Genomic DNA, 21,285 nt, shown 5'->3' with positions numbered 1-21,285 from the left:
AAGATGCGGACCGGTCCGGGGAAGTCCGAATTCATGTCCATGCCGTTGATGACAGGGCGTTACCGACCCTGGTTGATCCCGCTGTCGCTGTGCGGCGTGCTGCTGCTGGGCGCGTGCAAGCGCGACACGATCGACCCGGACGCGCCTGCGGCCGAACCGGTCGCGGCCCTGCAGCAGATCGCCCGCCACGTGGTCGACAATGATCTGGTCGGCTACGCCCGCGCGTCGGTACCGCCCGCCCAGTACACCCGCCTGCAGGCCGCCTGGGCCAATGGCCACAGCCGCTGGCCGCTGACCGACCTGCCGCTGGATGGCCAGCTGCTGCCCATGCTGGCGGCGCTGTCGGCCCCGGACGCGCCGCAGCGCCTGCAGCGCTCGTTCGACGCGCAGATCGCCGGGCAGGCCGCCGGCGTGCGCCAGGCCGCGCATTCGATGGGGCTGTTTGGCGTGCAGTACCTTCGCAACCAGACCGACTACAGCGAGACCGAACGCGCCCACTACAGCCAGGTGGTGGACGCACTGAGCCGTTGGGCCGCGGCCGCCCCGCTGACCGACAAGCAGCGCGCCAGGACCACCATCACCCTGCTGACCGCGACCGCACGCACCGCCGGGCTGTCCACCGACGCGCAGTTGCAGGCCGCAGGCATGGAGGGAAGCCTGCGCCGGCTGGGGCCGTTCGCCAAGGGCTTGAAGACCGCGCTGGCCAGTTATGGGCTGTCGCTGGACGACGCGATGGCCGGGCTGCGTGGCGAAGTGGTGTCGCAGGAGGGCGACAGCGCGCTGCTGCGGATCCAGTACCCCCTGGCCGGCGAACAGATCGAGGCCCAGGTCCGCATGACCCGCCGGGACGGCCACTGGTACCTGTCGCGTACCCTGGAAGAGACCGACGCGCTGCTGGCTGCGGCCGATGCAGCCACCGCCGCGGCCGCAAAAGCTGAACAAGAAGCACGGAACGCCGCCGATGCAGAGGCCGCCGCCCAGGTCAAGGAAGGTGCTTCCGCACCGGCTAAGCCATAATGAAGCCGATGCCGAACCAGAATCCCCTGCCTTTTCCCGGCGAAGAGCCGCCCAGGACGCCGGACGCTCCGTCCGCGCCGCCCGACACCGTGCCTGCGTCGGTGGACGCCAGAGACCCTGCGGTGATCGTGCCCAGCCCGTTCGGCCCGGTCGCCCGCGCGCCGTCCGGTCGCCGCCCCTGGTGGGCGCGCCTGCTTGGCCGGCTGGTCGAACCGTGGCTGTCGCTGAAGATCGAACCCGAACACCCCGGCCAGTACGACGATGGCCGCCCGGTGGTGTATGTGCTGGAAGACTACGGTCTGTCCAACGCGCTGATCCTGGACAAGGCCTGCCGCGAGGCCGGCCTGCCCTCGCCGCTGGTGCCCATCGCCGGCGATCCGACCGGGCGCAGGCGCGCCTATCTGGCGCTGTCGCGGCGCAGCAGCAGCAATTCGCTGATTCCCGAACAACGTGGCGCCAAGACCCATTCCGATTCGCTGGCCAAAGTGCTGCAGGCGCACCGCGCGCGTGGCGAGCTGGACGTGAACCTGGTGCCGGTATCGATCTTCGTCGGCCGTGCGCCGGACAAGCAGAGCGGCTGGTTCGCGGTGCTGTTCTCGGAAAACTGGGCGCTGGTGGGCCGCTTCCGCCGGCTGCTGGCGGTGCTGCTCAATGGCCGCAGCACCATCGTGCGCTTCGCCCCGCCGATCTCGCTGCGCGCCACCGTGGACGAGGGGCTGGACCCCGAACGCACCGTGCGCAAGCTGCAGCGCGTGCTGCGCACCCACTTCCGCCGCATCCGCGAGTCGGTGATCGGGCCGGACCTGTCCACCCGTCGCCTGCTGGTGGACAAGGTGCTGGAAGCGGACACCGTGCGCGAGGCGATCGCCTCCCAGGCCAAGCGGGACAACTCCAAGCCGGCCGATGCCTGGAAGAAGGCGCACGCCTACGCCTGGGAAATCGCCGCCGACTATTCCAGCCCAGTGGTGCGTTCGGCCAGCTTCATGCTCAGCCATGTCTGGAACCGGATCTACGCCGGCGTGCTGGTGCACCACCTGGACAAGTTCAAGGCCGCCGCACCGGGCCATGAAGTGGTCTACGTGCCCAGCCACCGCAGCCACATGGACTACCTGCTGCTGTCCTACCTGCTGTACGACCGTGGCATCGTGCCGCCGCACATCGTGGCCGGCATCAACCTGAACCTTCCGGTGGTGGGCACGCTGCTGCGCAAGGGCGGCGCGTTCTTCATCCGCCGCTCGATCCGCGGCAACGCCCTGTACTCGGCGGTGCTGAGCGAATACGTGGCGCAGCTGGTGGCCGGCGGCTACTCGATCGAGTACTTCGTCGAAGGCGGGCGTTCGCGTACCGGGCGCCTGCTGCAGCCCAAGGGCGGCATGATCTCGATGACGCTGCGCGCGTTCCTGCGCCAGCCGCGCAAGCCGGTGCTGTTCCAGCCGGTGTACATCGGCTACGAGAAGCTGATGGAAGGCGGCAGCTACCTGGACGAACTGTCCGGGCGGCCGAAGGAAAAGGAATCGATCTGGCAGTTGCTGTGGTCCATTCCCAAGGTGCTCAAGCAGAACTATGGGCAGGTGGTGGTGAACTTCGGCGAGCCGATCGCGCTCAACGACGTGCTGGCCAGGCAGGCGCCGGACTGGGATGGCGCGCCGGTGGGCGAGGACGAGAAGCCGGCCTGGCTGTCGGGCACGGTGGACCACCTGGCCGAACGCATCCAGGTGCATATCAACGGCGCCGCCGACGTCAACCCGATCAACCTGCTGGCACTGGCATTGCTGTCCACGCCCAAGCACGCGATGGGCGAAGCGGACCTGATCGCCCAGATCGAGCTGTGCAAGACCCTGCTGGTCGAGATGCCGTACTCGGACCGGGTTACGGTCACACCGCATTCGCCGGAGCGGATCATCGCGCACGCCGAGGAAATCAACGTGCTGACCCGGGTCAAGCACCCGCTCGGCGACGTGCTCAGCGTCAGTGGCGATACCGCGGTGCTGCTCAGCTACTTCCGCAACAACGTCATCCACCTGTTCACCGCGTCGTCGTGGGTGGCGTGCTGCTTCCAGAACAACCGTCGCATGAGCCGCGCCGGCCTGGTGCAGCTGGGGCGTACCGTGTACCCGTTCCTGCAGGCCGAGCTGTTCCTGCCGTGGACCGAAGACCAGTTCGCCCAGCGCATCGAGCAGACGATCGCAGTGTTCGTGCGCGAAGGCCTGCTGCAGAACGTCAATGACGACGACGGCGGCATCCTGGCGCGCAACACCGGGCAGACCGACGAGGTGTTCCGCCTGCGTGCCATCGGCCATTCGCTGCAGCAGGCATTCGAGCGCTATTACATCGCGATTTCAGTGTTGGTGAAGAACGGCCCGGGCACGCTCGGTGCAGCCGAACTGGAAAGCCTGTGCCAGCAGGCCGCACAGCGCTTGAGCCTGTTGTACGCCCCAGCGGCGCCGGAGTTCTTCGACCGTACCCTGTTCCGTGGTTTCATCCAGAAGATGCGCGAGTTGCGCCTGGTGTGGCCGGACGAGAACAGCAAGCTGCTGTTCGACGAACGCCTGGATGCCTGGGCGAAGGACGCCAAGTTCATCCTGGGCCGCGAGCTGCGCCACACCATCGAACGGGTCAGCCCGGAAGCGGCAAAACCCGAGGAACCGGTGGCCCAGGATTGAAGGGGGGTGGCGACCGTCCCGGTCGCCGCATGCCGCGTGGACGCCCGGTTGCCCGTCTAGGCCGGCTCGTCCGGAATCAGCATGTCTTCCAGCCTGGCGATGCAGTCCTTCAACTGCAGCTTGCGCCGCTTCAACCGCTTGGCTTCCAGCTCGTCCTGGCCGTTGGCGGCCATGCGCTCGATGGTGACGTCGAGCTCGCGGTGCTCCTGCCGGAGCACGACAAGTCGCTCTGCGATCTCCTGGGGCGTATAGGTATCCACAGAGATGGAGCATACACACCCGGCGTGGCGACCGGGAGTGAACGCAGTCACGTCCAGGCACCGATGGCCGTGGCTGCGAGCCGGTAGAATGCAGGGATGTCCGCCGTCCTGCCCTTGCCCGATCCAACCCCGCGCGCCCCGCGCGCGGCCGCGGCCGCGCAGGACAAGCTCGCGCGCCGGCTGCGCCGCCAGGTCGGCCAGGCGATCGCCGACTTCGGCATGATCGAGGACGGTGACCGCATCATGGTCTGCCTGTCCGGCGGCAAGGACAGCTACACCCTGCTGGACGTGCTGCTGCAGCTGCAGAAGAAGGCGCCGGTGGCGTTCGAGCTGGTGGCGGTGAACCTGGACCAGAAACAGCCCGGCTTCCCCGCCCACGTTCTGCCGGCGTACCTGGCCTCGATTGGCGTGGCTTACCAGCTCATCGAACAGGACACCTATTCGGTGGTCAGCCGGGTGATTCCCGAAGGCCGTACGATGTGCTCGCTGTGCTCGCGGCTGCGGCGCGGCGCGCTGTACCGGCACGCGGCGGAAAACGGCTTCAGCAAGATCGCGCTCGGCCACCACCGCGATGACAGCGTGGCCACGTTCTTCCTCAACCTGTTCCACCACGCCAAGCTGTCGGCGATGCCGCCGAAACTGCGCAGCGACGATGGCCGGCACGTGGTGATCCGGCCGCTGGCGTACGTGGGCGAGAGCGACATCCAGGCCTACGCCGACGCGCGCGCGTTTCCGATCATCCCGTGCACGCTGTGCGGCAGCCAGGACACCCTGCAACGCCGCCAGGTCGCGCAGATGCTGCAGCAGTGGGAGCAGCAGCACCCCGGGCGCATCGACCAGATCGCGCGCGCGCTGGGCAACATTCATCCCTCGCAGCTGGCCGACCCGGCCCTGTTCGATTTCATGGCGTTGGGCCGCACCGCGCCTGCGCCTGATGCGCCGTCGGCCTGGACCGACGCCGCCGCCGACCCTGGCGAGGCCGACGCGCTGGCCTGAGCGCCACCGCTGCCGTCGCCATTTCCCTTCACGACTTCATCCCGGATCTCCATGTTCTTTCGCAACCTGACGCTGTTCCGCTTCCCCACCGCCACCGATTTCTCCGAGGTCGACACCCTGCTGCCGCAGGTCCTGCTCAAGCCGGTGGGGCCGCTTGAAATGTCTTCGCGCGGCTTCATCTCGCCGTTTGGGCGGGAGGAAAAGGAAGTCTTCTCGCACCGCGTCGGCGACGCGCTATGGCTGACCGTGGGCGGTGAGGACAAGATCCTGCCGGGCGCGGTGGTCAACGACCTGCTGGCGCGCAAGCTGGAGGAAATCGAGGAAAAGGAAGGCCGCAAGCCGGGGGGCCGCGAGCGCAAGCGCATGAAGGACGACCTGCTGCATGAGCTGATGCCGCGTGCCTTCGTGAAGAGCTCGCGTACCGACGCGCTGGTCGACCTGACCCACGGCTACGTGGCGGTGGACTGCTCGAGCAGCAAGAAGGGCGAAAACATGATGTCCGACATCCGCGGCCTGCTGGGCAGCTTCCCGGCCATGCCGTTGAACGCCGAAGTGGCACCGCGCTCGATCCTGACCGGGTGGATCGCCGGCGAACCGCTGCCTACCGGTCTGAGCCTGGGCGAAGAGTGCGAGATGAAGGACCCGGCCGAGGGCGGTGCGGTGGTCAAGTGCCAGCACCAGGAACTGCGCTGCGACGAGATCGACAAGCACCTGGACGCCGGCAAGCAGGTGACCAAGCTGGCGCTGGTGTTCGAGGACAACCTGTCCTTCGTGCTCGGGGATGACCTGATCGTGCGCAAGCTGAAGTTCCTGGACGGCGCCTTGGACCAGCTCGAGCATGCCGACGAAGACGGCCGCCGCGCCGAGCTGGACGCCCGTTTCGCGCTGCAGAGCGGCGAAGTGCGCCGCCTGTTCCTGCTGCTGGAAGACGCGTTCAAGCTCAGCAAGGCGGATTGACCCGCCCAACGCCGTAGAGCGGGGCTCTGCCCCGCTGCACGGGAGCCCGCCGTGCGCCGATCCCGGCAGCGGGGCAGAGCCCCGCAGTCATGTCCGCCGCGCTGTCGGCGCTATGCTGTACCCATGCCCGGATTCCTCCGCCGCCTGATCTCCCCGGCCGCCGCCCCGACCCTGCAGCGCGACACCGTGCGCCTGCGGCTGGAGGATGACGCGGAGATCGACGTGCTGCGCGTGCGCGACCCGCGCGCGCGGCGTATCAAGCTCAGCGTGGATGAGCGCGGTGTACGCCTGACCCTGCCGCCACGCGCCAGCCTGGTCATGGGCGAACGCTTCCTGCAGCAGCATCGGGAATGGCTGGCCACGCAGCTGCGCAACTACCAGGCGCAGAACCTGCCGCCGCCGCTGGTGATCGGCGAGGCCGGGGTGCTTCCGCTGCGGGGGGAACTGCTGCCGCTGCGCTGGGACACCGGGCGCTACGCGCGCCTGGCGCTGGACGAGGAGGGGGCGTGCCTGCACCTGCCTGCACGCGGCAACGATGCCACGGTCAAGCGCACGCTGCGCGAGTTCTACGAAGCGCAGACCCGGGCCGACGTGGGCCAGTGGCTGCCGCGTTACCTGCCCAGCCTGCCGCGCGCACCGGCAAGGCTGCGCTTGAAGGTGATGTCGTCGCAATGGGGCTCGCTGGCGCCGGATGGCAGCATGGCGCTGGATCTCGCGCTGGTGCTGGGGCGGCCGTCGGCGTTCGAATACGTGCTGGTGCATGAGCTCTGCCACCTGATCCAGGCCAATCATTCGCCGGCGTTCTGGGCGGAAGTGGAGCAGCGTTTCCCCGCCTGGCGTGCCGAGCGGGACTACTTCCAGCTGGAAGGGCGCAGGCTCAAGGCGATGCTGCGGCAGCTGCTGTAACCCGGCTTCGGTGGTTTGCCACGCAGGGCGTGGCACTACGCATCCGGCCGCCGGGCCACGCGCTGCGTGGCTGCTTTCGACCTTGTTGCATGGGATTACTGCATGGCGCGCGGGAAGCTGGCGGCTTCTGCCGTCACCCGGAACGCCCATGTCGACGATGGCCTCCGTTGCCTTCGACGTGCTCACCAACGTGATCGCTGCCGCCGTGCTCGGCACGGTGGCCCTGCTGCGCACGCGGGTGCCGGACGTGTCCGGCGTCTGGACGCTGACCCGCCATGCGCCCGGGGGCGCGGTCGACGCGGTGTACCTGGTGATGCTGTCGCAGAGCGGCACGCGCGTGGAAGGGGTTGCCGAATGCGTGCAGTGGCGTGCGGGCCACGGGCCGTTGCGGCCGCTGCGGGGGCCGGAACGCCCACGCGTGGAGGTCAGCGGCGGCCTGTATGGCAGCGTGTTCCATCGCAAGCGCTTCCGCCTGCTGTTCCGCGAAACCGGGCGCCGCCAGGGCAGCATCGCCGCGCATGGGATGGATCGACGCGAAAGCGAGGACCATTGGTGCGGCAGCTACATCGCCAGTGCCGATGGCCGCAGTGGCCGAAGCGACTGGCGGCGGGGGCAGGGCGTGCATGCTTTCGCCGCGCGAGGCGATGCAACGGCAGCGCCTTTGGCTACCCGCCGCGAATCAGAGGATGCGGCGTGCGATCAGCGCGACGGCTGCGCGCGCAGCGCGGCCGCCTGCGCCCAGCGCGCCGCCACGCGGGGGGCGGTGATGCACACGGCCTGGTCGGTCACGGTGGTGACCGCACGCTCCAGCAGCTGGATGTCGGCCTCGTGCTGGCGCGCCACGTGCGGGTCTTCGAAGAAGATCGCGCGCTGGCAGCGGCCTTCCAGTACCTGGTCGGCGATCTGCGCGTCGCCGCCCATCGGGCCGCTCTGGTAGCGGCTGACCCATTCCTGGTCCCGGGCCCAGCCGCGGCTCCAGGCCAGTTCGTTGAGGCGCTGGCCGGTCGTGCCGGTGCCCATGCGGCTGCGGAAGCGCGACAGCAGGTCGAAATGCTCATCGGCGAAGGCCAGCATGGCCGGCTTCATTGCATCGTGCGCGATCAGCGCCAGGGTCTGCTGCTCGAAGGCATGCAGGTCGTTGGCGCCCGGGTCGGCGGCCAGGCCGGCGTGCACACGCTCCACTTCCACCCAATCGCGCGCAGTGGCCACGGTGGAGATGAACGGCTTGCCGTGGATCACGCACTGCCGCTTGAGCGCGGTGGCTTCGGGGAACACCGACGAGGGGTCGACCGGGTCCATCAGGTAGATCGCGCCGTCCAGGGTGCGCTCCGGCGTCCCCATGCCCACCACCTCGGCGACCAGCTTCATCAGCCCGCCCTCGCGTCCGTTGGGATAGCGGCGCAGGGCGGGGAAGTCGGGCAGGAAGCCCAGCCGCTGGATGGCATCGTAGGTGCGCCCGACCGCATGCAGTTCCACGCCCAGCTCGCGCAGCCCGGTGTCGCTGGCGCGCAGCCAGCGGAACAGGGCGGCGTGCTTGTCGTGGTGGTGCAGCCGATTGGCGGCCAGGCCGATGCGCATGAGGATCCTTGGTTGAGCTGGAAGCGACATTCTATGGCGCATTTTGTGTCGCCTGGATCGCCAGCGCTACGTGGACACGCGTGGCGTGTCGCTACGCGGGCGCGCAAGGGTGCGGGTGCCGGCATCGGGGCGTGTCGCGGTGCTGCGTAGCGACACGCCATGCGTGTCCCACGCACAACCCGGCGGCGCCGCGCCCCCGACCGCCTTCACGCCTTTTCGTAAAAATTGCATGGCCCCCAATAGGGGTCATAACCGACATTGGCGCCCGCCCTATGCCACCCGGCTTTCCCGCATGCCCTTGACCGCTTCCCCCGCCGTATCGCCCGTGCAGATGCTGACCCACGATCGCAGTGCCCGCATCCGCGCGCTGGGTCGCCTGCTGCGCCATGCCGCCCACGGCGATGCCGACGTGCTGCTGGTGGGGCTGGCGCGCATGCTGGACGCGCATATCGCGTGCGACCACGACGACGACGCGGGCAATGCCCGCATCCGCGACCAGCTGGATGAGATCCAGCTGCTGTTGGCGTTGGAGATCGAACGCGCTGGTTTGCGGGCAGCAGCCTGATGCGAGCGCTGCGCGGGCCGGCCAACGGCCGGCCCACGGATATCCGCCGGCGCTAGGCGCTGATCAGCGTGACGATGCTCGCTGCGGCGTCACGGCCTTCGGCCACGGCCGTCACGACCAGGTCCGCACCGCGTACCGCGTCGCCGCCGGCGAACAGCTTCGGGTGGGCGGTCTGGAACGGCAGGCGGCCGCTGCCACCGGCGAGGATGCGACCATTGCTGCCGGCTTCCACGCCCTGCGCGGTGAGCCACGCCGGTGCGGTGGGCGAGAACCCGAAAGCGATGATCACCACGTCCGCTTCCAGCAGCGACTCACTGCCGTCGATCGGCACCGCGCTGCGCCGGCCCTGCGCGTCCGGTTCGCCCAGATGGGTTTCCACCACGGTTACCCCGATCGCTTCATCATCGGCACCGGCCTCGATCGACAGCGGCTGGCGGTTGAACAGGAAGCGCACGCCCTCTTCGCGGGCATTGGCCACCTCGCGCGCCGAGCCGGGCATGCTGGCCTCGTCGCGGCGGTAGGCGCAGGTCACCCGCGCCGCGCCCAGCCGCACCGCGCTGCGCACGCAGTCCATGCCGGTGTCGCCGCCGCCCAGCACCACCACGCGCTTGCCTTCCAGATCGGGCAGGGCCAGGGTGTCTTCCCAGCCGGCAATCGGACGGCCGTGGGCATCGCTGCCGCCGACAATGCGGCTGTTCTGCACCAGGAACGGCAAGGCCGGCAGCACGTTCTTCAGGTCCTGGCCGGGCAGGCCACCGTCTGTGTAGCGGTACGCGCCGGTGCCGACGAACACCGCGTCGTAGTCGGTCAGCAAGGTGTCCAAGGTGATGTCGCGGCCAACCTCCACGCCCAGCCGGAACTGCACGCCCATGCCTTCGAGCACGTTGCGGCGGCGGCTGATCACCGACTTGTCGAGCTTGAAGCTGGGAATGCCGAACTGCAGCAGCCCCCCGATCTGTTCGTAGCGGTCGTACACCACCGCCTGCACGCCGGCATGCGCCAGCCGGTCGGCGCAGGCCAGCCCGGCCGGGCCGGCCCCAATCACCGCCACGCGCTTCCCGGTGTGTTCCACCGCCGTCATGTCCGGCCGCCAGCCGGTGGCCAGGGCGGTGTCGACGATGTACTTCTCCACCGCGCCGATGGTGACCGCGCCGAATTCCTCCAGCGTGCAGCTGCCTTCGCACAGGCGGTCCTGCGGGCACACGCGGCCGCACACTTCCGGCAGTGGGTTGGTGGAATGGCACAGCGTGGCCGCTTCGTGGATGCGGTTTTCCTGCACCAGCTGCAGCCACTGCGGAATGGCGTTGTGCACCGGGCATTTCCAGCTGCAGTACGGGTTGCCGCAGTCCAGGCAGCGACCGGACTGGTACTGGGCATCTTCCTTGCCGAACTTGCCGTACAGCTCGCCCCAGTCGCCGGAGGTGCGCAGCTCCACCGGAATGCGCTGCGGCATGGTCCGGGGCAGGTCGAGGAACTGGAAAGCGTGCTTGCGGCTCATGTGTAGGCCCTGGAATTTCCTGGTGCCGGCCAACGGCCGGCGCTACCGAATAGTGGGCCGGTCCGGAAACCGGCGTGGCGTCACGCGGCGCGGCGCAGCGAGTCGGTGAGCGACTCGATGCTGGCGGCCTTGGGTTTGACCAGCCAGAACTTGCCCACGTAATCGCGGAACTCGTCGAGGATCTGCTGCGCCCAGATGCTGCCGGTCAGCTCGCGGTGGCGGCTGATCAGCGTGTGCAGGTGCTGGCGGTGGTTCTCGAACCCTTCGGCCGAAATGCGGTGGATGTCGATCAGTTCGTGGTTGTAGCGGTCCACGAAGTCGCGGTCGATGTCCAGCACGTAGGCCAGCCCGCCGGTGAAGCCGGCACCGAAGTTCAAGCCCACCTTGCCCAGCACCAGCACGATGCCGTCGGTCATGTATTCGCAGCAGTGGTCGCCGGCGCCTTCGATGACCGCCAGCGCGCCGGAGTTGCGCACGCCGAAGCGTTCGCCCGCGCGGCCGGCGGCGAACAGCTCACCGCCGGTGGCGCCGTACAGGCAGGTGTTGCCGATGATGGCGGTGTTGCGGGCTTCAAAGCGTGCGCCGCGGGGCGGGCGTACCACCAGGCGGCCGCCGGCCATGCCCTTGCCCACGTAATCGTTGGCTTCGCCTTCCACTTCCAGCTGCAGGCCGCCCACGTTGAACGCGCCGAAGCTCTGCCCGGCGGTGCCACGGAAGCGCAGGGTCAGCGGCGCGTCGCTCATGCCCTGGTTGCCATGCGCGCGCGCGATGGCGCCCGACAGGCGGGTGCCGATGGAGCGGTCGGTGTTGTGGATCAGGAAGCGGTGTTCGCCGCCCAGCTTGCCGGCAATGGCCGGGGCCAGCAGGCCATCCATCTGCGTGGCCAGGCTGTCCGGCGATTCGTACAGGCGCTGCGCGGCGCAGTGGCTGCCGCCGTACTGGGCCGGGTTGAGCAGGCGCGACAGATCGACCTTGACGCCCGGGCGCGGCGCGACCTCCAGCTGCTGCAGCAGGTCGGTGCGGCCCACGATCTCGTCCAGCGAGCGCACACCCAGGTAGGACAGCCAGCCGCGCACTTCCTCGGCCAGCAGCCGGAAGAAGTTCTCCACGCGCTCGGGCAGGCCGGTGAAATACTGCGCGCGCAGGCGCTCGTCCTGGGTGGCCACGCCGGTGGCGCAGTTGTTGAGGTGGCAGATGCGCAGGTACTTGCAGCCCAGCACGATCATCGGCGCGGTGCCGAAGCCGAAGCTGTCGGCGCCCAGCAGCGCGGCCTTGATCACGTCCAGGCCGGTCTTCAGGCCGCCGTCGGTCTGCAGCAGGGTGCGTCCGCGCAGGTCATTGGCCACCAGCGCCTGGTGCGATTCGGCCACGCCCAGTTCCCACGGCACGCCGGCGTAGCGGATCGAGCTGACCGGGCTGGCACCGGTGCCGCCATCATGGCCGGACACCGTGATCAGGTCCGCACCGGCCTTGACCACGCCGGCGGCGATGGTGCCCACCCCGGCATGCGAGACCAGCTTCACCGACACCAGTGCATCCGGGTTGACCTGCTTGAGGTCGTAGATGAGCTGGGCCAGGTCTTCGATGGAATAGATGTCGTGGTGCGGCGGCGGCGAGATCAGGCCGATGCCCGGCTTGGCATAACGCAGCCGCGCGATCAGTTCGTTGACCTTGTGCCCGGGCAGCTGCCCGCCTTCGCCGGGCTTGGCGCCCTGGGCTACCTTGATCTGCAGTACTTCGGCATTCACCAGGTATTCGGCGGTCACGCCGAAGCGGCCTGAGGCCACCTGCTTGATCTTGCTGCGCTTGTGGGTGCCATAGCGCACCGGGTCTTCGCCGCCTTCGCCGGAGTTGCTGCGCCCACCCAGCCGGTTCATGGCGATGGCCAGTGCTTCGTGCGCTTCGGGCGACAACGCGCCCAGGCTGATCGCGGCGGTGTCGAAGCGGCGGAACAGGTCTTCGGCCGGCGCCACCTCGTCCAGCGGGGTCGGGGTAGGTGCAGCCTTGAGCTGCAGCAGGTCGCGCAGCGCCGACACCGGGCGCCCGTGCACCGCCTCGCAGTAGCGCTGCCAGTCGCCGGCATCCCCGCTGCGCGCGGCGCGCTGCAGGGTCATGACCACGTCCGGGTTGTACATGTGGTACTCGCCGCCGTGCACGTACTTGAGCACGCCGCCTACGTCCGGGCGCAGCAGGTCGTTCCAGGCACGCACGGTGAGTTCGCGGGCCTCGTCGTCCAGCCGTGCGAAGCCGAGACCGGCCACGCGCGAGGGCGTTTCCGGGAAGCACAGGTCAACGACCTCGTCGTCCAGGCCGACGATTTCGAACAGCTGCGCGCCGCGGTAACTGGCCACGGTACAGATGCCCATCTTGGAGATGATCTTGGACAGGCCCTTGTAGATGCCCTTGCGGTAGCTGCGGCCGATCTGCGACTGCTCGCCGCCCTTCTTCAGCTGCAGGATGCCGCGCCGGCCCAGGTCGAACAGGGTCTGGTAGGCCAGGTACGGGTACACCGCGGTGGCGCCGAAGCCCAGCAGGCAGGCCATGTGGTGCGGGTCGCGCGCGGTGCCGGTTTCCAGGATCAGGTTGACGTCGCAGCGCAGCCCGGCGTTGGACAGGTGGTGGTGCACCGCACTGGTGGCCAGCAGCGCATGCACCATCGGGCGGTCGGCCACCGGGTAGCGGTCGCTGAGCAGCAGCATGACGATGCCTTCGCGCGCGGCTGCTTCGGCTTCGGCGCAGATGCGCTCGATACCCGCCTTCAGCCCTTCGTCCAGGCTGTAGGACAGGTCGATGAGCCGATTGCGGTCCACGTACTGCGGCATCTTGATCAGCTGGCGCAGCTTGCGCTGGCTGAGCACCGGCGAATTGAGGATGACGTGGTTCACCGTCTCCGCGCCGGCATGGAAGATGTTGGTCTCCTTGCCGAGCTGGGTGGTGAGCGACATCACGCAGTCTTCCCGCAGCGGGTCGATCGGCGGGTTGGTGACCTGCGCGAAGGCCTGCCGGAAGTAGTCGTACAGGGGGCGGCTCTGCTGGCTGAGCACCGCCATCGGGGTGTCATCGCCCATCGAGCCGGTGGCTTCCTGCTCGGTCTCGGCCAGCGGGCGCAGGATCTGCTCCACTTCCTCGGTGCTGAGCTGGAACAGCTTGTGGTAGCTGCGCAGGGTGCGTTCGTCGAACGGTTCTTCCACCAGCGACGGGTCGATCAGTTCGGTCTGCAGGTAGGTCACGCCCTGCTGCAGCCATTGCTTGTACGGCGCGCGGCCACGGTTGATGCGGTCGATCGCATCCGAATCCAGCAGGTCGCCGCGCTTGAGGTCGATGGCCATCATCTCGCCCGGGCCCAGCTTGCCCTTGCGCACCACGCGTTCGGCCGGCACTTCCCACACGCCGGCTTCGGAGGCGACCAGGAAGTGGCGGTCGGAGGTCAGCATCCAGCGCGCCGGGCGCAGCCCGTTGCGGTCCAGCGTGCAGGCCGCATAGCGTCCGTCGCAGGCGACGATGCCGGCCGGGCCGTCCCACGGCTCGCTGTTGAGGCCGTAGAACTCGTAGAACGCGGCCAGGTCGGCGTCCTTGAACTCCAGCGACTGGGTTGCCGGCGGTACCAGGATGCGCAGCGCCTGGATCAGCTCCATGCCGGCGCTGACCATCAGCTCCAGCATGTTGTCCAGGCTCTGCGAATCCGAGCCGTGCATGGAGATCACCGGATCGAACTCGCCGATGTCGAAGCGCGGGGTCTTCCACACCTTGCTGCGCGCCTGCGCCCAGCGCCGGTTGCCTTCGATGGTGTTGATCTCACCGTTGTGGGCGAGCATGCGGAACGGGTGCGCCAGCGGCCAGCGCGGCAGCGTGTTGGTGGAGAAGCGCTGGTGGAACACGATGGCGCTGGAGGCCAGGTCGTTGCGCTGCAGGTCCGGGTAGAACCGGCTCAGCTTGTCCGGCAGCACCATGCCCTTGTAGCTGATCGCGTTGGGGCTGAGCGTGGTGACGTAGTAGTCGGCGTGTTCGCGCAGCTGCTGTTCGCTGCGGCGGCGGGCCAGGAACAGCGCCAGGGTGAAGGCGGCTTCGTCCTGGCCATGGCCGGCATCGACGAATACCTGTTCGATGTGGGGCAGGGTATCGCGCGCCAGCTGGCCGCACACGCTGGGGTCGGTCGGCACCACGCGCCAGCCCAGCGGCTGGCAGCCGGCGTCGCGCAGTTGCTGTTCGAGCGTGTCGCGGCAGGCCTGCGCGGCAGTGGCATCGTGCGGCAGGAACACCACGCCCGCAGCATGCCGCGCACCGAGCTGGATGCCGGCTTCCGCTGCGAGTGCTTTCAGGAAGGCATCCGGGCGGCGCAGCAGCAGGCCGCACCCATCACCGGTGACGCCGTCGGCGGCCACGCCACCGCGGTGGGTCATGCGCGAAAGCGCGGCAATGGCGGTATCCACGAGCAGCCGCGAGGGCTGGTCATCCAGTTGCGCCACCATGCCGAAACCACAGGCATCGCGTTCGTCTTGCGGGTCGTAAAGCCCTTGGCGGTTGCGGGGGGCCATCTCTGCCTCAAAGTCGGGTGAGCGGCGACACTCGTCCCCGCTCAATCCGTTGAGCGCATCTGGAGGCACCGGATGCTTCGACTAGATCACAGTTGTTGCAACGCCGCAATACACGGTTGCACGCGCAACCAAACCCGTTGGAAACCGGGCGATCCGCCCGGTTTTAGGTGCTGCCAATTCAGCCGCAGCGCACGCCGGTGACCACGCCGTTTTCGTCGATCTCCACGTTCAGGCGCTCGCCCACGAATTCCATGGTGGTCATGTCGGTCGGCTTGAGCACGCGCAGTTCGCGGGCGCTGGCGTCCTGCTGGGCCTGGCCGCCGATTTCATCGTTGAAGGTCTGGCCGATCAGGCTCTGCACCTGGTTGGCGTCGCAGTTGCCGACCGGCGGCGCTTCGGTCGCTTTGCCCGCGGTGGCATCGGCCGGCGCGGCGGCTTCTTCCGCCGCCTTCTGTGCGTGGGCACCGACCGCGTCCTGTTCGTCCATCGGCGGGGCCTTGCAGGCGCACAGCAGCAGCACGGTCGGGAGCAGGAGAGCACCCAGGAGTCTGGGAGCGGTGGAGGGCAGCACGCGGCGGGACGACAAGGACGACATCGAGACTCCGGAAGATTGAAACCAGGAAGGGCAAGAGCATATCCCGAGCCGCCGCGTGAGGTGTTTGTCTTCTGTTATTGACGCGGCATCGCTGCGCCACCCACCACACTGCAGGCCCGTTTCCGCAGCTGCCTCCATGCCCGCACGCCTTGCCACCCCCGAAGTCGCCGCCGCCCGCCAGGCCGGCCTGCGCTATGTCAGCGACGACCAGCCCGGGATTGCCCGGCGCAAGGCAGGCAAAGGCTTCAGCTACCGCGATGCCGACGGGCACGCGGTGCGCGATGCGTCCACCCTGGCCCGGATCCGCGCGCTGGCCATCCCCCCGGCCTATACCGAGGTGTGGATCTGCGCCCTGGACAACGGCCACCTGCAGGCCACCGGGCGCGACGCGCGCCGGCGCAAGCAGTACCGCTACCACGCGGACTGGGCGCGGGTGCGCGGCGATGGCAAGTTCGACCGGGTCATCGCCTTCGGCCAGGCACTGCCCAAGCTACGTCGGCGCCTGCGCCGCGACCTCAAGCTGCCGGGGTTCCCCCAGGACAAGGTCCTGGCCATCGTGGTGGCGCTGCTGGCCGAGACCCTGGTCCGCGTGGGCAACCCCGAATATGCCCGTGACAACCGCTCCTACGGGCTGACCACCCTGCGCAACCGCCATCTGGAACTGGTGCGCGGCGGGCGCGCGCGCATGCGCTTCCGCGGCAAGTCCGGCCAGGAAAACGACGTGGAGATCAGCGACAAGCGCCTGGTCGAGTTGATCCGCCGTTGCCAGCAGCTGCCGGGGCAGGCCCTGTTCCAGTACCGCGACGACGACGGCACCCTGCAGCCGGTGGATTCGGGCCAGGTCAACGCCTACCTCCGTGACGCGATGGGCGAGGACTTCAGCGCCAAGGATTTCCGCACGTGGGGCGGAACCGTGGCGGCGCTGCGCCATTTCGCGGCCACCGCGCTGCCGGAATCGCCCAGCGAGCGTGCGTTGGCCGCATTGCAGAAGGAGGTCATCTGCCAGGTCGCCGCACGCCTTGGCAACACGCCGGCGGTGTGCCGCAAGGCCTACATCGACCCCAGCGTGTTCGACGGCTGGCGCGCCGGTTCACTGGTGACGCTGGCCACCCTGCGCGGCGAACGCCAGTGGGAGCAGGCCACGCTCAAGTTCCTGCGCATGGCACGAAAAAAGACCCGCAAGGCCCGCTGATTCCGCCCGGCAAGGTCCACCGCCATCCCGCGATAACGCCACGGCTCGCCGGTAATGCCACGGCTCATGGATAACGCCACCGCTTCCCGATGGCGCCACGCCTTCAAAATAACGCCACGGCTCCCCGGTAACGTCACGGCTCGCGGCAACGCTACGGCTCCCCGGTAACCCCACGGCTGGCCGGTAGCGCCGACCGTTGGTCGGCCCAAGCGGTCCAACCGCGCCCGGCAGCCCCAATCAACCGCAGAAAACAGCGGTAATGTTGTTGGTACGCCCAGTCTCGACGGTCAGCCGCTGCCCGCCACTTTCCGGACCCGGCGCAGCGTTCGCCGCCCCACTGGCGGTAGCACCGCTCTCCGCGCGCTGCCCGCGCACCACCACCACCTCCAGGCTGTCGCTGTCCACCCGCGCGCGTTCAACCGTGGCGGCCGATGCGGCCAGGCCGACGGCGCCACGCACCTTGTCCACGTGGCACTGGCCGGAGATGACGCCATCGATGGGCTGCACCTGCGCGACCGGCGTGCTGCTGCAGGCGGAAAGAAGGGTCACGGCGGCAACGGCAAGCAGGGGACGAAACATGGGGGCACTCCAGCGCGGATTCTGGCGCCCACGATGCCGCTGCGTGCGTATGCGGCGGATGAAGCCGTACACGTCATGGCGACATGCCATTCACCGGATGCGACCGGCCCGGACGCCACACTGCCCTTGCCTCGCCCTCCACCCGCATCGAGGCAACGCTACGAAGGAGTTGACCATGGCCACGGCCAAGAAGACCCGCAAACGCACCGCCCCCGCCGCGACCTCCGCCGAACCCAAGGCAGCGCGCACGCGCACCCCGGTGGTGAAGACCGCTACCCGCAAGGCCGCCGCTACCGATCCGCGCGCTGCGCGCGTGGCCGCCCGCCAGCGCCGCCTGCAGGACCAGGAAAAGGCAAAGGACGCGCGCGCCGCAGCGAAGAAGGCCAGCAAGAAGGCCACGAAGAAGGCCACCCAGGCCGGCAGCCGCAAGCAGCCTGAAACCATGCCGGCGCAGCACATTGCCAAGCCGGGCAACGAACACGAACTGGATCTTGCGCCGCGCTTCCTGGCGCCGGACTACGTCGGCAGCGGCAAGCTCAAGGGCAAGCGCGCCATCATCACCGGCGCCGATTCCGGTATCGGCCGCGCGGTGGCCGTGCTGTTCGCCCGCGAAGGCGCCGATGTCGCCGTCCTGCATCTGGACGAACACGACGACGCCGAAGTCACCCGCCAGCACGTGGACGCCGAAGGCACCCGCTGCGTGGTGATCGCCGGTGACGTGCGCGATCCCAGATTCTGCAACAAGGCCGTCAAGCAGGTAGCCAAGGCGTTCGGCGGTATCGACATCCTGGTCAACAACGCCGCGTTCCAGCTGCACTGCGAACGCCTGGAAGACCTGGAGGACGAACACCTGCAGGAAACCCTGCAGACCAACATCGGCGGCTACATCCAGATGGCCCGCGCGGTGCTGCCGCACCTGGAAGCGGGCGACTGCATCATCAACACCGGTTCGGAAACCGGGTTGTTCGGCAGCAAGGCGCTGATCGACTATTCGTCCACCAAGGGCGCCATCCATGCCTTCACCAAGGCGCTGGCCAGCCAGTTGCTGCCGCGCGGCATCCGCGTCAACGCGGTGGCCCCCGGCCCGGTGTGGACCCCGCTCAACCCGGCCGACAAGCAGGCGCCGGACGTGGCCGAATTCGGCAAGGACAGCGACATGGGCCGGCCGGCACAGCCGGAGGAACTGTCGCCGGCCTATGTCTTCCTGGCCTCGCCGGTCACCGCCAGCTACATCAGCGGGGTAATCCTGCCGGTGATGGGCGGTCCGAGGGGGTAAAGGCCAGGCCGAAGGGAACGACGCGGTAGAGCCGACTGTCAGTCGGCTGCCTTTGGCGGGAGCATTGAGTTCCCTGCGAAAAGCCAGCGGACTAACAGTCCGCTCTACCGGCGTCTTCCGACGTCACGCGACGCGGCGGCTTCCCCATTACCGTTCGTCGGCCGCCGCCGTCCGGCACTTGACGACATCTGTAGTCACGGGCATGGTGGCGACACGTGTAGTCAATGGAGTGTGCCATGCGCGGCAAGACCATCGGGGACCAGGAACTGGCCCTGCTGCAGTACATAACCGAACAGAACAGACCCAGCGTGGGCGAAGTGGCGGCCGGCTTCGGCGAGGAGCGCGGTTTGGCCCGTTCGACCGTGCTGACCATGATGGAACGCCTGCGCGGCAAGGCCTACCTGCGACGCGAACAGGTCGAGGGCGTGTACCGCTACTCGCCGACCGGCGAACAGGACAGCGTGGTCCAAGGGGCGGTGGCCAGCTTCGTGGAGAAGACCCTGCAGGGCTCGGTGTCGCCGTTCGTGGCGTTCATGTCGCACAAGGCCGACGTCAGCGACAGCGAACTGGCCGAGCTGGAAGCGCTGGTCGCGCAGCTGCAGTCACGCAAGCGGGAGGGCTGAGCCATGCAGACCGCGATGATGGAACTGTTGACCCGCCTGGCCTGGACCAGCGTGCAGAGTGGCGTGCTGGTCGCCCTGGTGTGGGGCGTGTGCCGGCTGCTGCCGCGCCTGCCCGCGGCCACGCGCTGCCGTCTCTGGTGGCTGGTTGCGCTGCAGGCAGTGCTGGGGCTTGTGTGGAGCAGTCCGCTGGAACTGGCCGTGCTGCCCGCGCCGGGCATCGACACCGCCACGATGGCTGCGCAGCCGATGGTGCCGGTGCAGATGGAACTGACCGGGGCGATGGTGGAGGTGGCGCCGCCGGCGGTCGCGAGCGCGCTGCTGCCCGCGCTGTCCTGGCAGACGGCGCTGTTCGCCCTGTGGGCCGCCGGCGTGCTGGTGATGCTGCTGCACAGCCTGCGCGCGTATCGGCAGAGCCGCGCCCTGGTGCGCAGCGCGGCGGCGTGCACCGACTCCAACCTGCAGCAGGCGCTGCAGCTGGCCGCCGAAGCCCATGGGCTGGCAAGCGCGCCGCAGCTGAAAATTTCCGCCCAGATCACCTCGCCGCAGCTGATCGGGCCGTGGCATCCGGTGCTGCTGCTGCCGGCACGCGAGCTGCCGGCGATGGCGGCGGATGATCTGGACATGGCGCTGACGCATGAACTGGTGCACCTGCAACGCCGCGACCTGTGGTGGGGCCTGCTGCCCGCGCTGGCGCAGCACCTGCTGTTCTTCCATCCGCTGGTACACCTGGCGGCGCGCGAGTACGCGCTGGCGCGCGAAGAGGCTTGCGACAGCGCGGTGGTGGCAGGTCATGGCCATTGCCGCCATGACTATGGCCGCCTGCTCGTGCAGCTGGGCGTGGCGCCCCGTCCGGCGGTGGGCGTGGCCAGTGCATCGCCTAACTTCCGCATGCTGAAGCGCCGACTGCTGACCCTGCAACAGACCGGTTCGCTGCCACGCGCGGTGTCGGTGGCGGTGACGGTCGTGTTCGTGCTGATCGGCGTGGCCCCGCTGCGCCTGGTCGCGGCGGTACCGCCCGCACCGCCCGCACCGCCCACCCTGGAGGCCGTTCCGGCGCTGACGAGCGTGCCCGCCGCACCGAAGCCACCGTCGGCACCGGCGGCGACCACGTCGGCGCCGACGCCGCGACCCGCAGCTGCACCGCGCCCGGCAGTGGCGCCCGCTGCACCGGCCGCTCCTTCGGCGCCGGCCGCACCGGCTGCACCCCGCACGCCGGCGGCCCCGCATCTGGACGCGATGGGCCGCAACCAGGTTGATCACACCGACAGCAGCACCACGCTGGTAACCCATGGGCGCCTCGACCTGTCGCACTCATCCTCGCAGGCCTACGTGCTGCGGATGGGCGAGGACAACTTCGTGGACGCGTCGATGGCTGACCTGAAGCAGTCGCAGCGCGACACGGGCAAGGGGGAATCCGTGTTGTGGGTGCGCCGCGGCAACGAACGTTACGTGATCCGCGATCCGGCGCTGATCCGCTCGCTCAGCCAGTCGCAGAAGGAAGTCGCTGCGCTGGGCCGTGCGCAGGGCGAATTGGGGGAGCAGCAGGGCCGGCTGGGCGAGCAGCAGGGTCGCCTGGGCGAGCGCATCTCAACCATCGCGCAGCAGGCCAGCCTTGACGCGCTGGCGGCCAGCCGCGACGTCATGGCGACCGACGCGGCGGAAATGGCCAACCAGGCGGCGCGCTCCGGACGCAGTACGGTGGACGCCCCGGCCGCGGCACGCCGTGCCAGCGGGCACGTTCGCCAGCAGCAGATCGAGCAGGCCGCCGCGCAACAGGCGCAGCTTGCGCTTCAGCAGGAAGGATTGGCCCGCCAGCAGGAGGCGTTGGCAGCGCGCCAGAGCGTGGCATCGGCGAAGGTGGCGCGCGATGTGCGCAGTGCCATCGACCAGGCCCTGGCCAACGGCACGGCGCAGCGGGTGCGGTAAAGCGCCCCGGGTAGCGCCACGCACTTGAACTGACCCCCAGAAGTTGGACGCCCATCCAACCTCTGGAATTTGTTCATGATCCAATACGAAAGGCGTTTCAAACTGAAGGTGGCCCGGGA

General features: G+C 68.8%; 16 protein-coding genes. 10 read left to right on the top strand and 6 right to left on the bottom strand.

The window, feature by feature from the left end; all coding sequences use genetic code 11:
* Window positions 1-33: 33 nt before the first annotated feature.
* Window positions 34-1,017: a hypothetical protein gene (locus ACIGII_RS09660; protein WP_399637154.1), complete on the top strand. Its 984-nt coding sequence runs from the start codon at window positions 34-36 to the stop codon at window positions 1,015-1,017.
* Entirely contained in the window at window positions 1,017-3,680 is a 2,664-nt protein-coding gene (gene plsB, locus ACIGII_RS09655; RefSeq protein WP_399637151.1) for a glycerol-3-phosphate 1-O-acyltransferase PlsB, read from the top strand. The genes ACIGII_RS09660 and plsB overlap by 1 nt, the downstream gene beginning before the upstream one ends.
* Before the next feature lie 56 nt (window positions 3,681-3,736).
* Here the strand turns inward: plsB and ACIGII_RS09650 are convergent, their stop codons facing one another.
* Window positions 3,737-3,940, bottom strand: a complete 204-nt coding sequence (locus tag ACIGII_RS09650) for a YdcH family protein (RefSeq protein WP_399637149.1) — start codon at window positions 3,938-3,940, stop codon at window positions 3,737-3,739.
* Between the two features lie 96 nt (window positions 3,941-4,036).
* Between ACIGII_RS09650 and ttcA the strand changes: the two genes are divergently transcribed.
* The 3 genes from ttcA to ACIGII_RS09635 all read left to right on the top strand — a co-directional run bounded on the left by ttcA (window position 4,037) and on the right by ACIGII_RS09635 (window position 6,799).
* Window positions 4,037-4,936, top strand: coding sequence for a tRNA 2-thiocytidine(32) synthetase TtcA (gene ttcA / locus ACIGII_RS09645; RefSeq protein WP_399637147.1), 900 nt, complete (start codon window positions 4,037-4,039; stop codon window positions 4,934-4,936).
* A gap of 51 nt (window positions 4,937-4,987) precedes the next feature.
* Window positions 4,988-5,893 (top strand): recombination-associated protein RdgC, encoded by a 906-nt coding sequence (locus ACIGII_RS09640; RefSeq protein ID WP_399637144.1) that lies wholly within the window; start codon window positions 4,988-4,990, stop codon window positions 5,891-5,893.
* Between the two features lie 123 nt (window positions 5,894-6,016).
* Window positions 6,017-6,799, top strand: a complete 783-nt coding sequence (locus ACIGII_RS09635; protein ID WP_399637141.1) for a M48 family metallopeptidase — start codon at window positions 6,017-6,019, stop codon at window positions 6,797-6,799.
* Window positions 6,800-7,498: 699 nt separating this feature from the next.
* Here ACIGII_RS09635 and ACIGII_RS09630 read toward each other — a convergent pair.
* Window positions 7,499-8,377 carry a methylglyoxal synthase gene (locus tag ACIGII_RS09630; protein WP_399637138.1) on the bottom strand — a complete coding sequence of 293 codons (879 nt, stop codon included), beginning with the start codon at window positions 8,375-8,377 and terminating at the stop codon, window positions 7,499-7,501.
* Window positions 8,378-8,669: 292 nt separating this feature from the next.
* Between ACIGII_RS09630 and ACIGII_RS09625 the strand changes: the two genes are divergently transcribed.
* Window positions 8,670-8,942 carry a hypothetical protein gene (locus ACIGII_RS09625; RefSeq protein WP_399637137.1) on the top strand — a complete coding sequence of 91 codons (273 nt, stop codon included), beginning with the start codon at window positions 8,670-8,672 and terminating at the stop codon, window positions 8,940-8,942.
* Window positions 8,943-8,994: 52 nt separating this feature from the next.
* Here ACIGII_RS09625 and ACIGII_RS09620 read toward each other — a convergent pair whose 3' ends face one another.
* The 3 genes from ACIGII_RS09620 to ACIGII_RS09610 all read right to left on the bottom strand — a co-directional run bounded on the left by ACIGII_RS09620 (window position 8,995) and on the right by ACIGII_RS09610 (window position 15,570).
* Window positions 8,995-10,440, bottom strand: a complete 1,446-nt coding sequence (locus ACIGII_RS09620) for an FAD-dependent oxidoreductase (RefSeq protein ID WP_399637135.1) — start codon at window positions 10,438-10,440, stop codon at window positions 8,995-8,997.
* A gap of 80 nt (window positions 10,441-10,520) precedes the next feature.
* Window positions 10,521-14,975, bottom strand: a complete 4,455-nt coding sequence (gene gltB / locus ACIGII_RS09615; protein ID WP_399637132.1) for a glutamate synthase large subunit — start codon at window positions 14,973-14,975, stop codon at window positions 10,521-10,523.
* Between the two features lie 178 nt (window positions 14,976-15,153).
* Window positions 15,154-15,570: an I78 family peptidase inhibitor gene (locus tag ACIGII_RS09610; protein ID WP_399637129.1), complete on the bottom strand. Its 417-nt coding sequence runs from the start codon at window positions 15,568-15,570 to the stop codon at window positions 15,154-15,156.
* A gap of 136 nt (window positions 15,571-15,706) precedes the next feature.
* Between ACIGII_RS09610 and ACIGII_RS09605 the strand changes: the two genes are divergently transcribed.
* On the top strand, window positions 15,707-16,762 hold the full coding sequence (locus ACIGII_RS09605; protein WP_399637127.1) for a DNA topoisomerase IB: 1,056 nt from the start codon (window positions 15,707-15,709) through the stop codon (window positions 16,760-16,762).
* Between the two features lie 237 nt (window positions 16,763-16,999).
* On the opposite strand, the gene ACIGII_RS09600 is transcribed toward ACIGII_RS09605, so the two are convergent.
* Window positions 17,000-17,341 carry a hypothetical protein gene (locus tag ACIGII_RS09600; RefSeq protein ID WP_399637125.1) on the bottom strand — a complete coding sequence of 114 codons (342 nt, stop codon included), beginning with the start codon at window positions 17,339-17,341 and terminating at the stop codon, window positions 17,000-17,002.
* A 175-nt stretch (window positions 17,342-17,516) separates the two neighbouring features.
* Here ACIGII_RS09600 and ACIGII_RS09595 point away from each other — a divergent pair, with 175 nt between their 5' ends.
* The 3 genes from ACIGII_RS09595 (at window position 17,517) to ACIGII_RS09585 (ending at window position 21,166) form a co-directional block, all read left to right on the top strand.
* Window positions 17,517-18,617, top strand: coding sequence for an SDR family oxidoreductase (locus ACIGII_RS09595; protein WP_399637122.1), 1,101 nt, complete (start codon window positions 17,517-17,519; stop codon window positions 18,615-18,617).
* A gap of 224 nt (window positions 18,618-18,841) precedes the next feature.
* Window positions 18,842-19,240 carry a BlaI/MecI/CopY family transcriptional regulator gene (locus tag ACIGII_RS09590; RefSeq protein WP_399637121.1) on the top strand — a complete coding sequence of 133 codons (399 nt, stop codon included), beginning with the start codon at window positions 18,842-18,844 and terminating at the stop codon, window positions 19,238-19,240.
* Window positions 19,241-19,243: 3 nt separating this feature from the next.
* Entirely contained in the window at window positions 19,244-21,166 is a 1,923-nt protein-coding gene (locus ACIGII_RS09585) for a M56 family metallopeptidase (RefSeq protein WP_399637119.1), read from the top strand.
* Window positions 21,167-21,285: the final 119 nt, after the last annotated feature.

Source organism: Stenotrophomonas sp. NPDC077420 (assembly GCF_044543385.1).
Classification (GTDB): Bacteria; Pseudomonadota; Gammaproteobacteria; order Xanthomonadales; family Xanthomonadaceae; genus Stenotrophomonas.
This window is presented reverse-complemented; position numbering and strand designations above follow the sequence as displayed.